The 14,321-nt window shown below is 57.9% G+C and carries 12 protein-coding genes; 3 read left to right on the top strand and 9 right to left on the bottom strand.

The window, feature by feature from the left end; all coding sequences use genetic code 11:
- Positions 1-109 precede the first annotated feature (109 nt).
- Complete coding sequence (gene miaA / locus FQB27_RS08465; RefSeq protein ID WP_169560473.1) at positions 110-1,084, bottom strand: tRNA (adenosine(37)-N6)-dimethylallyltransferase MiaA; 975 nt, start codon at positions 1,082-1,084, stop codon at positions 110-112.
- Between the two features lie 21 nt (positions 1,085-1,105).
- Here miaA and serB point away from each other — a divergent pair, with 21 nt between their 5' ends.
- Together serB and FQB27_RS08455 are read left to right on the top strand one after the other, a co-directional pair.
- Positions 1,106-1,996, top strand: a complete 891-nt coding sequence (serB, locus tag FQB27_RS08460; protein WP_169560472.1) for a phosphoserine phosphatase SerB — start codon at positions 1,106-1,108, stop codon at positions 1,994-1,996.
- Positions 1,997-2,108: 112 nt separating this feature from the next.
- On the top strand, positions 2,109-4,043 hold the full coding sequence (locus tag FQB27_RS08455) for a hybrid sensor histidine kinase/response regulator (protein WP_169560470.1): 1,935 nt from the start codon (positions 2,109-2,111) through the stop codon (positions 4,041-4,043).
- A 26-nt stretch (positions 4,044-4,069) separates the two neighbouring features.
- On the opposite strand, the gene arsC is transcribed toward FQB27_RS08455, so the two are convergent.
- From arsC to hflK, 7 genes are all read right to left on the bottom strand, one after another.
- Complete coding sequence (gene arsC, locus FQB27_RS08450) at positions 4,070-4,492, bottom strand: arsenate reductase (glutaredoxin) (protein WP_169560911.1); 423 nt, start codon at positions 4,490-4,492, stop codon at positions 4,070-4,072.
- 43 nt (positions 4,493-4,535) lie between these two features.
- The gene (gene arsB / locus FQB27_RS08445; RefSeq protein ID WP_169560468.1) at positions 4,536-5,588 is read right to left on the bottom strand and encodes an ACR3 family arsenite efflux transporter; all 1,053 of its coding nucleotides are present in this window, start codon (positions 5,586-5,588) and stop codon (positions 4,536-4,538) included.
- Positions 5,589-5,662: 74 nt separating this feature from the next.
- Entirely contained in the window at positions 5,663-5,995 is a 333-nt protein-coding gene (locus FQB27_RS08440) for an ArsR/SmtB family transcription factor (protein ID WP_169560466.1), read from the bottom strand.
- 133 nt (positions 5,996-6,128) lie between these two features.
- Entirely contained in the window at positions 6,129-7,580 is a 1,452-nt protein-coding gene (locus FQB27_RS08435) for a DegQ family serine endoprotease (RefSeq protein ID WP_206374461.1), read from the bottom strand.
- 351 nt (positions 7,581-7,931) lie between these two features.
- Positions 7,932-8,120 carry a DUF2065 domain-containing protein gene (locus FQB27_RS08430; RefSeq protein ID WP_206374459.1) on the bottom strand — a complete coding sequence of 63 codons (189 nt, stop codon included), beginning with the start codon at positions 8,118-8,120 and terminating at the stop codon, positions 7,932-7,934.
- Positions 8,121-8,191: 71 nt separating this feature from the next.
- Positions 8,192-9,070 carry a protease modulator HflC gene (gene hflC / locus FQB27_RS08425; protein WP_169560463.1) on the bottom strand — a complete coding sequence of 293 codons (879 nt, stop codon included), beginning with the start codon at positions 9,068-9,070 and terminating at the stop codon, positions 8,192-8,194.
- Entirely contained in the window at positions 9,070-10,158 is a 1,089-nt protein-coding gene (hflK, locus tag FQB27_RS08420; RefSeq protein WP_169560462.1) for an FtsH protease activity modulator HflK, read from the bottom strand. The genes hflC and hflK overlap by 1 nt, the downstream gene beginning before the upstream one ends.
- A 188-nt stretch (positions 10,159-10,346) precedes the next feature.
- Between hflK and apbC the strand changes: the two genes are divergently transcribed.
- Positions 10,347-11,453: an iron-sulfur cluster carrier protein ApbC gene (apbC, locus tag FQB27_RS08415; protein ID WP_169560461.1), complete on the top strand. Its 1,107-nt coding sequence runs from the start codon at positions 10,347-10,349 to the stop codon at positions 11,451-11,453.
- A 153-nt stretch (positions 11,454-11,606) separates the two neighbouring features.
- Here the strand turns inward: apbC and ppdK are convergent, their stop codons facing one another.
- Positions 11,607-14,285 (bottom strand): pyruvate, phosphate dikinase, encoded by a 2,679-nt coding sequence (gene ppdK / locus FQB27_RS08410; RefSeq protein ID WP_169560460.1) that lies wholly within the window; start codon positions 14,283-14,285, stop codon positions 11,607-11,609.
- Positions 14,286-14,321 lie beyond the last annotated feature (36 nt).

Below are 14,321 nucleotides of genomic sequence, written 5' to 3'. Positions count from 1 at the left end.
CTATTTGCATTGAAAAAGTGCCCGAAGGTCCCTCCGGGCAGTGTGTCGTTGGCAGGAATCAACGCCTTACCGGAATCAAAGACCCCGCCAACGCGCCGAAACTAGACGGTCAGGTTTCAAGGGTCAACAAAAAATGGCGAATAAATGGAAAGAATTCAGACTTCAAACTTTCCAAATCTTGCGCAGATGATGTCTGAGCTTCACTCATCTTGTTTCGAACCCATGTCATCTGACGCTTTGCATAGCGCCTTGTCAGCATCTTGATCCGGTCCACCGCGTCGTCCCGGTCCAGCTCTCCCGCCAGATAGGCCGCCAGTTCCGGCACCCCCAGTGCCTTCATGACTGGCAGCGACGGATCAAGATTGCGGGCCATCAGGTCCCGAACCTCCTCGATCGCCCCGCCTTCATCCACCATCCAGTCAAGCCGGCGATTGCACCGATCATAGAGCCACTGACGCTCCGGCAGCAAAGCCAACCACAGACGCGGGCAATCCAGAACCGGCCCCTCCTCGGCGCGGGCCTGCCAGACACTGAGCGGGGTGCCCGTTTCCTCCACCACCTCCAGCGCCCGCAGCAGGCGCTGCGTATCCCCAAGGTTGAGCCGTGCCGCCATGTCCGGGTCTTTCGCCAGCAGGCGGTCATAGATCACCTGATTCCCGTCCCGAGCCTGCAAATCCCGCAATCCGGTCCGAACCGCATCGGAAATCGCCGGAATTTCGGCAATGCCCTTGGTCAGGATCTCGAAATACAGGCCGGTCCCGCCCACGATGATGGGCAGCTTCCCCTCGGCATGGCAGCGGGCCACTTCCGCCAGCGCCATATCCCGCCAGCGGGCCGCAGAACAGAAGTCATCCGGCTCCAACACCCCGTACAACCGGTGCGGGGCGGCGGCCTCCTCGGTCTCGTCCGGGCGGGCCGTAATGACCCGCAGCCCACTATAGACCTGCATGGAATCCCCGTTGATCACGACACCATCGAATTCATTGGCAATGGCCACCGCCAATGCGGATTTGCCGCTGGCCGTCGGGCCTGCTAAAAGGATGCAGCCTTTTGAGTTCGTAGTGGACTTCTGTTTTGATACCATGCGTGGTGAACCGGTAGTATTATGACAACAACTGTTTTAACACTGGTTGCAAATCCTGCAACCGACATCCCCTTCCTTACCATAGTTGAGAAGGCGCAGGCCAGCTTGCAGGCACATGGCGCTGAAACCGGCGCGCCGGTCTGGCTGCGCGAGGGCGTCGCCGCCGACCTGATCTTTGACGGAACCGTCCAGCCGGAAAACCTTTCAGACATCCTGAACGATGTGGATTACTGCCTGCAGCCGACGCTTCACCGGCGTAAGAAACTGCTTCTGGCCGACATGGACAGCACCATCATCACCGTCGAGTGTATCGACGAACTGGCCGACTATGCCGGGGTCAAGGACAAGGTCTCGGCCATTACCGAACAGGCCATGCGCGGCGAACTGGATTTCAACGAGGCCTTCCGGGCCCGTGTAGCCATGCTGAAAGGACTGGAAGAATCCGTTCTGCAACGCACCTTTGACGAGCGGGTCACCCTGACACCGGGGGCACGGACCCTTATTCAGACCCTGCGCCAGAACGGCGCCTATACGGCACTGGTTTCCGGCGGGTTCACCTTTTTCACCAGCCGGGTGCGCGACAGCGTCGGGTTTCACATGCATGAAAGCAATGAGCTTCTGTTCGAGAATGGCCGCCTGACCGGTGAGGCCGCCGAACCGATCCTGAATTCCGCCGCCAAGCTGGACAACCTGAACCGGTTGATCGCTGAACTGGGGATTGATCGCCAACAAAGCGTGGCCATTGGTGACGGCGCCAATGATATTCCCATGATCGAGGCCGCCGGCCTTGGGGTCGCGTTCCATGCCAAACCAAAAGCCAACGAGGCGGCCGACGCCACCATCCGCTTTGGTGACCTGACCACCCTGCTTTATTATCAAGGCTACACCTATACCGAATTTTTCAGCGACTGACTTTTGACGTCATAAACCTGTCTTGAAACCAGAAGCCTGAAAACAATAACAAACAGGCCCCGGACAACCATCCGGGGCCCTGCTTCCATTTTCTGATCAAGTTGACAACATCATGCGCACCCTGCTGGCACAAGAACCAGACGCAAGACTGGACGACCTGTTCTGGGCTGTTTTCCAAAGCAGCGCCACCCTCATGGCCATTACAAGTTTTGAAGAACGCCGGGTTATGGCGGTCAACCCCGCATGGCTGAAATGCCTTGGCTATCGGGAAGAGGAAGTCATGGGCAAGACCGCAGAGGAACTCAACCTGTGGCATATTCCCGAACAGCACCGGGAACTGACAGAAATGGGATACGAGGCCGTAGGCTTTCAGGACAAGGAAGTCACCCTTCGGGCCCGAGACGGCAGTCCCCGCACCTGTATTCTGACCGCCCATAACCTGCAAGTGGGCGGCCGAAAGCTGATCCTGTCCTCCTCGCAGGACATAACCCAGTACAAGATTGCCAGCCGGGCCCTGAACGCCACCCGCGAAACCCTGATTGATGCACTTGAATCCATCAACGAGGGGTTTGTCCTCTATGGCCCCGATGACCGGGTTGTCATCTGCAATTCAAAATTCCGCAGCTTCTATGGCTATTCCCAAACCGAAGCTGCCATCGGCGTTCACAGAAGCGAACTCGGACGCCTTGATATCGAGCGGGATACTGTCAACCTGGCCACCACAGCCGAGACCAACCTGAACCGGCCGGACAAATTGAAAGACGGCCCCCCGGCCCAGACCGAATTGAAGCTGCGGGATGGCCGTGTTCTCTACTTGAGTGAGCACAAGACCCAGAATGGTGGCACCGTCAGCATCCAGAGCGATATCTCCCCCCTTCGTCACGCCGAAGAAGCCTTGCGCCGTTCCCAGAAGATGGAGGCCATTGGCCAACTGACCGGCGGCATTGCCCATGACTTCAACAACATCCTGAACATCATCATGGGCAACGTGGAACTGATACAGGAAATGACGGCGGGCGATGACACCATTCGCAAACTGAGCGACACCGCCCTGAAAGGGGTGACCCGCGGCGCCGAAATCACCCAGAAGCTGCTGGCCTTCACCCAGTTTCAATCCGACACCCGGCAGGTCACCGATATCAATCACCTGATTGAAGGCATGGAAGACCTGATCGCCAAATCGCTCACGGCCTCCATTTCCGTGGAAACCCGACTGGCCAGCGACCTGTGGCTGACCGAAATCGATCCCGGCGATCTTGAAGATGCCATGCTGAACCTGTCCCTGAATGCGCGGGATGCCATGCCGGAATCCGGCCGGCTGATTATTGAAACAGCCAATCGGTATCTTCCCGCCTCTGGCAAGGACAAGACCGACGCCGCCCCTTACGTGGCCATTTCAGTGCGGGATACGGGCATTGGTATGCCGCCCCACATTCAGGAAAAGATTTTCGAGCCCTTCTTCACCACCAAGAGCATCGGCAAGGGGACCGGATTGGGCCTCAGCATGGTCTATGGCTTTACCCAGCGATCCGGCGGCAAGATCGACATCCAGTCCGCCCCCGGAGAGGGAACCACCATTACCCTGCTGCTGCCCCGCGCCACCCGGCAACAGGATGACAAGACACCGGAAGGTGCCGTCATCGGTAATCCGGCGCGAGGGTCAGAAACAATCCTTGTTGTCGATGATGAAAAGGCCATGACCGAATTGGCATCCCAGACCCTGCCTTCCCTTGGATACACGGTTCTGACCGCCACAAATGGCGAGGATGCCTTGACCCTGCTGAAAGAAAACACGGGCGTTCACCTGTTGTTCAGCGATGTGATCATGCCGGGCTGGATCGATGGCTATTCCCTTGCAAGGCAGGCGCGGGACCTTTGCCCCGGGCTCAAGGTGCTGCTTGCCAGTGGCTATACCCGCCCGAATGACCAGCCGTCTTCCCTTGCGGAACCTCAGACCATCCCGGCGGAACGCCTCCTGCAAAAACCCTACAGCCGCGGCGACCTTGCCGCGGCTGTCCGGGCCACGCTGGACACACCGAAGCGATAAATCCTCAGGGCCAGCGCCGTCTCTCCTTACAGGACACGCTGGCCGTCTGCATCAATGACAAGGGTTCCGTCATCCTTGGCAAAGGGTCCTGCAGGCAACCGGTCCAGAAGATCCAAAACCGCCTCGCTGGGCCGGCACAACCGGACCCCCTGCGACGTGCAAACGATGGGCCGGTTGACCAGTACCGGATGCTCCACCATGGCCTCCAGCAGCGCCTCATCGGTCACGGACGGCTCCAGCAGGCCCAGTTCCTCTGCGGGGGATTTCGAAACCCGCAAGGCTTCCCTTGGTGTCAGGGCGGCGGCGGCGAACAATCCCGCAAGCTGGGCACGCGTCCAACCAGACTGTAGATACTCAATCACCTCCGGCTCATACCCGGCGGCCCGGACAAGGGCGACCACGTTCCGCGATGTGCCGCATTCCGGGTTGTGATAGATAACGACTTTCATGGGCTCTTTTGTCATGGGTTCTGTCTCCTTCATGCGCTGCCCGTTATTCCGGGAACCAGCCCTTGGTCCGATTGGCAAAGGCCACAAGGGACAGCATTACCGGCACCTCGACCAGAACCCCGACCACAGTACTGAGCGCCGCGCCAGACCCCAGCCCAAACAGGCTGATGGCAACGGCAACCGCCAGTTCAAAGAAGTTGGAGGTGCCGATCAGGGCGCAAGGTGCCGCCACATTGAACGGAACCCGCCACAACCGCGCCGCGCCATAGGCCACGAAGAAAATACCATAGGTCTGGATCAACAGCGGCACCGCAATCAGCGCGATCACCAGCGGGTTATCCAAAATCACCTGCCCCTGAAAACCGAACAGCAGGACGACAGTCATCAGCAGACCAATCATCGAGGCCGGACGCACCCGTTCCTTGAACCGGTCAACGGCAGCCTCGCCGCCCCGCGCCGTCAACCGGGACCGAACGAACATCCCTGCCAATAGCGGGATCACCACATAGAGAACCACAGACAGCAGAAGCGTATCCCACGGCACAACGATATCCGTCACCCCCAGCAACAACGCCACGATCGGGGCAAAGGCAAACACCATCACCACATCGTTGACACTGACCTGCACCAGCGTATAGGTCGCATCGCCCCGCGTCAGGTTGGACCAGACAAACACCATCGCCGTACAGGGCGCCGCCCCCAGCAGGATCACACCCGCCAGATAGGACGCTGCATCCTCGGCCGGGATCAGGTCCGCAAAGACATATTCAAAGAACAAAACCCCCATCGCCGCCATGGTGAAGGGCTTGATCAGCCAGTTGACCACCAGCGTGATCACCAGTCCCTTGGGCCGTTCGCCCACATGAGACAGGGCGCCGAAATCCACCCCGACCATCATGGGGAAGACCATGGCCCAGATCAGGACAGCCACCGGCAGGTTGACCTTGGCCACCTCAAGGGCGGCAAGACCGGAAAACAGGTCCGGCACCAGACTGCCCAGCAACAGGCCCGCACCAATGGCCAGCGCCACCCATACGGACAGCCAGCGTTCAAACGTACCCAATCCACCGGGTTCACACAGGGAGGTATCAGTCATGATGATAAATCAACTTTCTTTTTCAGGTTCAGGACCGCCCAAGCAATCCCTCTTGCGGAAGCCAGCCTGCCCTGTCAGCCATCGCAGGCGATCTGGTCAATCACGGGTTTGCACATGTCAGCCTGCCCACCGCAGCAATCCTCCATCAGGAAGGCCAGCAATCCGCGCATGCCTTCCATATCGGCGAAATAGCGAATGGTCCGCCCCTGCCGCTCGTTCCGAACCAGCCCGGCATTCAACAGAACGGACAGGTTGGCCGACATGGTATTTTGCCGGACATTCAGAGCCTCGCCGATATCACCGGCAAGCATCCCCGTCCCCCCGGCCTTGACCAAAAGGCGAAAGACATCCAGCCGCGTTGGCTGACTCAGTGCTGAGAAGGCCGACACGGCCTCTAATGTATCCATACATCATGATATATTGATTCATTTTTCCGCTGTCAATTCCTTGCTGCAACCGGGCACAAAAAAAGCCCGGAACCGTATCGGCTCCGGGCTTGTTCCTGTCGGCCCCAAGGGGGCGACGCTGTCTGTCGGGGTTTTACCCTTCGGTGCTGAGGGCGACAAAGCGTGAGTTGAGACCCCGCTTCACCAGCATCAGAACGGATTTCCGGTCTGTCGCCTTGAAGTCTTTCATCAGGGACTTCACCTCGTTGACAGAACTGACCGGCTTCAACTGAACCTCCAGAATCTGATCACCGGGACGGATGTCCTTTTCGGCGGCTTCGGACCCATCGGCCACATCCACAACGATCACGCCGTTCACATCATCACTCAGCTTATACCGCTCCCGAATGGCCGGGGTCACTGTGGACAGGCTCATGCCCAGCACATCCACGGACGGGTCATTTTCAACTTCGCCGCCGTTCATCTGGGTTTCCGCCTTTTCAAGCTCGCCCAGCGTTACGGTTTTCGTGATCCGCTCGCCATTTCGCCACAGTTCCACATCGATCTTGGCACCAACGGCGGTTTCCGCCACCAGTCTGGACAGTTCGCGTGTCTTGCTGACATCCTGACCGTTGAACTTCAGAACCACGTCACCAGCCTTGATCCCCGCCTTGAAGGCCGGACCGTCTTCGGGCACACCGGCAATCAGCACACCGTCGGTGTTGTCAAGACCCAGCCCATCGGCCAGTTCCTCGGTCACGTTCTGGATCACAACACCCAACCAGCCGCGGCGGGTTTTGCCATACTTGATCAACTGGGCCACAACCGGCTGCGCCAGTTCGGACGGGACAGAGAACCCGATCCCGATGCTGCCCCCGGACTGGGAGAAAATAGCCGTGTTGATCCCGATGACCTCGCCCTTCATGTTGAACAGCGGACCGCCGGAATTCCCCTTGTTGATAGAGGCGTCGGTCTGGATGTAGTCGTCATAAGGACCGGAGCGGATATCCCGGCCGCGGGCAGAGATGATCCCGGCGGTTACCGTCCCGCCAAGGCCAAACGGGTTACCGATGGCCAGAACCCAGTCGCCAACGCGGGCCTTGTCACTGTCACCCCACTTGACGGAGGTGATATCCTTTCCGTCCGGATCGATGCGCAGCACCGCCACATCGGTTTTCGGATCGGTCCCGACAACTTCGGCGGCGATCTTTTCACCATCCTGAAAAATCACGAAAATCTCGTCGGCACCATCAATCACGTGATTGTTGGTGACCACCAGCCCATCCTTGTCGATGACAAAACCGGACCCGAGGGACGTCGCCTTGCGTTTCTTTTCCTTGTCACGGCCGCCGAAATCCTTGAAGAAATCTTCAAACGGATGCCCCGGAGGAAGCTGCGGAAAATCGCCCCCGCGCTCGGCCTTGATGATCTGGGTGGTTGAAATATTGACAACAGCGGGAGACAACTTTTCTGTAAGGTCTGCAAAACTGTCCGGGGCGCTGCGGGCGAAAGCATTCGTGACAAAGGATACCGCCACAGTCAGTGCAATAAGACCGGTCATCACCAGATACCGGGTTTTATCCCGCGTCTCGGCTTTTGCCTGCACCCTGCTTCTGGATGTATTCTGTTGTCCTGACGTTCGATAAGGTGCGTACAACTTCGTCTTCCTTCCATCTGATCTCAAGCAACATCGTGATATCGCCTGTACTCTCACTGTCAAACTGTTCCAAAAACTGGGCGATAACAAGTTGGTTTGCAACCTAAATTAATACGGTTCCCGCGTTTTTCCAGTGTGTTGGGACGGGTCCTGAATATTCCATAACTGGAAATTAAATATGGCATAAATGTGCCCACCCACAATTTTCGGGCCTCCTTTTTTCAATGCCCCCACAATCGGGGCGAAAAAGACCGGTCTCCGACCTCCCCGCCTGCCTGATGCCTGATGCCCGGAAGACCATCACCCTTTCAGGAGCCAGACCCCCACCACCCCGATGATGGCCGCCGCCACGCCTGCCACCCGCAGGGAACTGCTGGGCATCTGCAGGACACTGATCATCATCCGTTTCATGCCATCGGGGAAAAGCGCATACAGGGCACCTTCGAAGAAAATCACCAGCGCCAACGCAAGAAGAACTGTCTCAACCAAAATGAACCTCATGACCCGCAAAAGAAAAAGGCCCGCAAGGGTGAAACTTGCGGGCCTCGAACTGAACCGGATCAGTTTGCCGGTTTTGTTGCCTGACTGTCAAAGTAACGGAAGAACTCCGAATCCGGGGACAGCACCATGCTGGTGTCATCATCGGAAATCGCTTCCCGATAGGCCTGCATGGACCGATAGAACGAGAAGAAGTCAGGGTCCTTACCAAAGGCTTCCGCGAAAATACGGTTCTTTTCCGCATCGCCCTTACCGCGCAGGATTTCAGCATCCCGCTGGGCCTCGGCGATCAGGACAGTCCGCTCACGATCGGCATTGGCCCGGATACGCTGGGCGATTTCAGCACCCGTTGCCCGGATTTCCTTGGCTTCCTGCTCACGCTGGGTGCGCATCCGCTCGAAGACCTTCTCGCTGTTGGATTCTGGCAGGTCGGCACGGACAATCCGCACGTCCACAACCGTGATCCCCCGGGTGGCGGTTTCCGCGTTCACCTGATTCTTGATCTGGTCCATCAGACGGCTCCGTTCACCGGATACGATGGCTGTCAGGACTTCCCGACCCAAAGTCTGGCGAAGCTGGGAGTTCAGGATTGTTTCAACACGGCTGAACGCCACGTTGATATTCCCGAAGGATTGATAATACAGCAGCGGATTGGTGATCTGGAACCGTGCGAAGCTGTCCACCATCAGGCGTTTCTGGTCACGGGTGACCACTTCCTCACGCTGGGTACCCACGGACAGGATCCGCTTGTCCACATACACCACGTCCTGAACGAATGGGGTCTTGAACTTCAGGCCCGGCTCCTGGATGACATCTTGTGGTTTACCAAACTGCATGACGATAGCCTGCTCGGTTTCATTCACCGTGAACAGGGCACTGGCCACAGTAAAACCCGCGACTACAAACAGGATGGCGATCACTGTCGAAATTGTCTTACCCATTATTTCGCCCTCCCTTTTTGCAACTCATTGAGCGGTAAATAGGGGACAACGCCGGAACCGCCATTTGAATTGTCGATGATAATCTTATTCTTGCCCTTGAAGACTTCCTGAAGGGTTTCAAGATAGATCCGCTGACGGGTCACGTACGGGGCCTTCGCATATTCATCGTAAATGGCGACAAAGCGGGCGGCCTCACCTTCGGCTTCCGCAATCACCTGCTGGCGATAACCTTCTGCCTGCTGACGCATGCGTTCGGCTTCACCGCGGGCACGGGGAATGATGTCGTTGGAGTAGGCCAGCGCCTCGTTTCGGGACCGTTCCTTGTCCGCCTCGGCAGCCTGCACGTCGCGGAAGGCGTCAATCACCTGACTGGGCGGTTCGGCGTTCTTCAGCTGAACCTGGGTGATCTCGACCCCCAGTTCATAAACGTCCAGAACTTCCTGCAGACGGCTGGAGACTTCCTGTTCGACAATGCTCCGGCCTTCGGTGATGGAGCTTTGCAGCTCGGTTCGGCCGATCACCTCGCGCATGGCGCTTTCCGCCACGGCCTTGATGGTCGCTTCCTGCTGGTCAACATTGAACAGGAACTTGCCCGCATCCTTGATCTTCCACAGAACCGTAAAGCCGATATCGACGATATTCTCGTCACCGGTCAGCATCAGGCTTTCCGCAGTCACTGGCGCCATGGAGCCGCCCCGTGTCATACGGAAACCGATTTCAATACTGTTCAGTTTGGTCACGCCGGGCGTGAGAACGGTCTCGATCGGATAGGGAAGATGATAGTTCAGGCCCGGCTGGGTGGTTTCAACCCATTTTCCGAAGCGCAGGACAACACCCTGCTCGTTGGTTTCAACCTTATAGAAACCGCTGGCAAGCCAGACAACGATCGCGATCATGATGATGATCAGCAAACCGATTTTTCCGCCCCCGCCGCCTGGCAGGGAATCCTTAAACCGTTCCTGACCTTTTCTGATGATATCTTCAAGGTTGGGTGGCTGCTGACCACTGGGGCCCTGGCCCCAAGGCCCACGGTTTCCACCGCCGCCTTGCCATCCTCCTCCGTTACCACCTTGATTGCTCCAAGGCATAAGTTCGTAACTCCTTTTAAATACGTTGTCCGATTGCGAACTGTTCTTACACGGGTTATATGACACCCTGTTAATTTCTGCAATGTACCTGGGGCCATTTTCAGCAGCGGAAAAGTCTTCCACCGCCCGAATCCCAACCCTACATGACATTGTATACCCATTTTGTAACAAAGGCGGAGTTTTCAAGCATGGCAGGTGTAACCGAAGAGACTATTCTCAAACATCTTTCCAGAATTGTCGAAAAAAAGTCCGGCAAGGATGTGGTTTCGTTGGGCCTGATTTCCGGCCTTGTCGTCCGGGACGGCAATGTGGGCTTCGCCCTTGAAATCAACCCTGCGGACGCGGCAGAGATGGAAATTCTCCGCAAGGAATGCGAGCAGGCGGTCTTCGGCATGGACGGCGTCAAGTCCGTGAGCGCGGTCCTGACCGCTGAAAAATCAGCCGCCGCCCCAACTGCTGCCCCCCGGGCACAGCAACAGGCCGCCCCGCAAAAGCCTGAGGTTCCGGGCGTGGCCTCCATCATTGCCGTGGCCTCTGGCAAGGGCGGCGTGGGCAAGTCCACCTCGGCGGTCAACCTGGCGCTTGGACTGGCGGCACAGGGCCTGAATGTGGGGATGCTGGATGCGGATATCTACGGCCCGTCCCTGCCCCGCATGCTGGGCATCAGCGGTAAGCCGGACACAAAGGACGGGAAAACCCTGATCCCCATGGAAAAATGGGGCCTGAAGGTCATGTCCATCGGCTTCATGGTCGAAGAGGACACCCCCATGATCTGGCGCGGCCCCATGGTCATGAGCGCCCTGCAGCAGATGATCTTCGATGTGGACTGGGGCCAGCTTGATGTGCTGGTTGTGGACATGCCCCCCGGCACCGGCGATGCCCAACTGACCATGGCCCAGCGTGTTCCCGTCACCGGGGCGGTCATTATCTCGACCCCGCAGGACATTGCCCTCCTGGATGCCCGCAAGGGTCTCAACATGTTCAACAAGGTGGATGTGCCTGTTCTCGGCATTATCGAGAATATGAGCTATTTCCTGTGCCCGTCCTGCGGTGATCGCAGCGATATCTTCGGACATGGCGGCGCCCGCGAAACCGCAGAAAAGCTGGGTGTCGATTTCCTTGGCGAAGTGCCCCTTCACATGGATATCCGCGAAACCTCCGATGCCGGCACCCCGATCACCGCGAAAGAGCCGGACAGCGCCCATGCTCGCATCTACAAGGAACTGGCCGCCAAGGTTCAGGACCGGATCGAAGCTCAGCTTACATCCTCCGGCCCGGCTTTCGTCGTCGAATAAGGCACCGAAAAACCACCCCTTAACGGGTTCTGAAAACCGGCCTCCCTGCAGGCCGGTTTTTTTATGCAGGATTTCCTGTCCCCTCCCCCAACCATAAAAAAAAGCCCGGAGGAATTCTCCGGGCTTTTCAAATTCAAGTCAGACCAGTCTGGATCAAGCTTCAGAGACCCGCTCGTGCCCCAGTGCAGCCTGCGCCGCCGCAAGACGGGCAATCGGCACCCGGTACGGGGAACAGGAAACATAGTCGAGACCAACCGTTTCACAGAAATCGATACTGGCCGGATCGCCGCCATGCTCACCGCAGATACCCAGCTTGATATCCGGGCGTGTTGCACGGCCCCGCTCTGCTGCCAGCTTGACCAGTTCGCCAACGCCTTCCTTGTCGAGAGACACAAACGGATCGGTTTCGTAAATCCCCTGATTGACATAGTCATCGAGGAATGAACCGGAGTCATCGCGGCTGATCCCGAAGGTGGTCTGGGTCAGATCGTTGGTTCCGAACGAGAAGAACTCGGCCTCTTCCGCGATCTGGCCAGCCTGCAGGGCGGCCCGCGGCAGTTCGATCATGGTCCCGATCAGGTATTCGACGGCCACGCCGGTTTCCTTCTCGATGGCTTCACCCACTGCGGAGATTTTGCCTTTCAGGATTTCCAGTTCGCGCTTGGTTGCAACCAGCGGCACCATGATTTCCGGAATGACGGTTTCGCCGAGTTCCTTGCTGACCAGTGCGGCCGCTTCCAGAATGGCGCGTGCCTGCATCTCATAGATTTCCGGGTAGGAAATACCAAGACGACAACCACGATGACCCAGCATGGGGTTAAATTCGTGGAGCTGCATGGCCCGGTGACGCAGCTTCTTGGCATCGGCGCCAAGGGCCGCGGCCAGTTCGTCGATTTCCTCGTCCGTTTTCGGCAGGAATTCGTGCAGCGGCGGATCAAGAAGACGAACCGTGACCGGCAGACCGGACATGATGCGGAACAGGTCCACAAAGTCAGCCCGCTGAACCGGCAGCAGCTTGGCAAGGGCGGCTTCCCGCTCTTCCAGGGTTTCCGCCAAAATCATCTGGCGAACGGCAACAATCCGTTCCGCATCAAAGAACATATGCTCAGTCCGGCACAGGCCAACGCCTTCGGCACCGAATTTACGGGCGGTTTCCGCATCCAGCGGGGTTTCCGCGTTGGTGCGCACCTTCATGCGGCGAATGTCATCGGCCCACGCCATCAGGGTGCCGAACGTACCGGACAGTTCCGGCAGGATCATATCAACAGACCCCACCATCACTTCGCCGGTACCGCCGTCGATGGTGATGATGTCGCCCTTCTTGAAGGTATCGCCAAGAACGGTCAGGGTTTCGTCCTTGTAATCGATGTTCAGGGAACCGGCACCGGACACACAGGCCCGGCCCATACCACGGGCCACCACAGCCGCGTGAGAGGTCATGCCGCCGCGGCTGGTCAGGATGCCCTTTGCCGCGTGCATGCCGTGAATGTCTTCCGGGCTGGTTTCCACCCGCACCAGAATAACGGACTTGCCTTCATTGGCGAGCTTTTCAGCCTCGTCACTGTTGAAGACGATTTCACCGGAGGCCGCGCCCGGGCTGGCCGGAAGGCCCCGTGCGATGACGTTCTTTTCCGCTTTCGGGTCCAGGGTCGGGTGCAGCAACTGGTCCAGTGAGGACGGCTCGATCCGCAGGATGGCTTCCTCCTTGGAGATCAGATCCTCTTCCACCATGTCCACGGCGATTTGCAGGGCGGCCTTTGCCGTCCGCTTGCCGGAGCGGGTCTGCAGCATCCACAGCTTGCCCTGCTGGACGGTGAATTCAATGTCCTGCATGTCCCGGTAATGGGCTTCCAGACGCTTGTAGACTTCCACAAGCTGGGCATAGACTTCCGGGAAGACCTCTTCCATGGACAGGTCTTCAGAACCCGCATCAAGCCGGGCCTGTTTGGTCAGGTTCTGCGGGGTCCGGATCCCGGCTACAACGTCTTCGCCCTGGGCGTTGACCAGAAACTCACCGTAAAAACGCTTGTCACCGGTGGACGGGTCACGGGTAAAGGCAACACCGGTCGCACTGTCATCGCCCATGTTACCAAAGACCATGGCCTGAACATTGACGGCGGTGCCCCATTCGGCGGGAATGTCATGCAGACGGCGATAGGTGATCGCCCGCTGGTTCATCCAGGAGCCGAACACGGCGCTGATCGCGCCCCAAAGCTGGTCACGAACATCCTGCGGGAACGGACGGCCCAGTTCTTCTTCAACCTTGGCCTTGTACTGCGCGACAAGGGCTTCCCAGTCAGCGGCCTCAAGGTCCGTATCCAGAAAATAGCCTTTTTCCTCTTTCAGGATTTCCAGCAATTCTTCAAAGTGGTGATGACCGACTTCCAGAACAACGTCGGAATACATCTGGATAAAGCGGCGATAGCTGTCAAAAGCAAAACGGCGGTCGCCCGACTTCTCTGCCAGACCTTCCACCGTTTCATCATTCAGACCAAGGTTGAGAACCGTATCCATCATCCCCGGCATGGAGGCACGGGCACCGGATCGCACGGAAACCAGAAGCGGGTTCTCCTTCTGGCCAAACTTGCCGCCGACGGAATTCTCGATTTTCTCGATGGCGGCATCAACCTGTTCGGCCAGATCGGCAGGATAGGCCCGATCATTTTCGTAATAGGCCGTGCAGACCTCGGTGGAGATGGTAAAGCCGGATGGGACAGGCAGGCCAAGATTACTCATTTCCGCAAGGTTGGCGCCTTTTCCTCCTAACAGGTTACGCATGTCGGCGGTTCCGTCCGCCGTTCCGTCCCCAAAGGAATAAACCCATTTTGTCATCTATCTATCCACTCTATAAATTAGACATTTCAATTG

Origin of the sequence: Sneathiella chinensis (assembly GCF_012720115.1) — a bacterium.
Taxonomy (GTDB): domain Bacteria; phylum Pseudomonadota; class Alphaproteobacteria; order Sneathiellales; family Sneathiellaceae; genus Sneathiella; species Sneathiella chinensis.
Note: the sequence above shows the minus strand (reverse complement) of the source record. Positions and strands in the feature narration are given on the sequence as shown.

Excerpts from the sequence above, each read along its gene's own strand:
- miaA (WP_169560473.1), bottom strand. The coding sequence starts at position 1,084 with ATGGTATCAAAACAGAAGTCCACTACGAACTCAAAAGGCTGCATCCTT.
- serB (WP_169560472.1), top strand. The coding sequence starts at position 1,106 with ATGACAACAACTGTTTTAACACTGGTTGCAAATCCTGCAACCGACATC.
- FQB27_RS08455 (WP_169560470.1), top strand. The coding sequence starts at position 2,109 with ATGCGCACCCTGCTGGCACAAGAACCAGACGCAAGACTGGACGACCTG.
- arsC (WP_169560911.1), bottom strand. The coding sequence starts at position 4,492 with ATGAAAGTCGTTATCTATCACAACCCGGAATGCGGCACATCGCGGAAC.
- arsB (WP_169560468.1), bottom strand. The coding sequence starts at position 5,588 with ATGACTGATACCTCCCTGTGTGAACCCGGTGGATTGGGTACGTTTGAA.
- FQB27_RS08440 (WP_169560466.1), bottom strand. The coding sequence starts at position 5,995 with ATGGATACATTAGAGGCCGTGTCGGCCTTCTCAGCACTGAGTCAGCCA.
- hflC (WP_169560463.1), bottom strand. The coding sequence starts at position 9,070 with ATGGGTAAGACAATTTCGACAGTGATCGCCATCCTGTTTGTAGTCGCG.
- hflK (WP_169560462.1), bottom strand. The coding sequence starts at position 10,158 with ATGCCTTGGAGCAATCAAGGTGGTAACGGAGGAGGATGGCAAGGCGGC.
- apbC (WP_169560461.1), top strand. The coding sequence starts at position 10,347 with ATGGCAGGTGTAACCGAAGAGACTATTCTCAAACATCTTTCCAGAATT.
- ppdK (WP_169560460.1), bottom strand. The coding sequence starts at position 14,285 with ATGACAAAATGGGTTTATTCCTTTGGGGACGGAACGGCGGACGGAACC.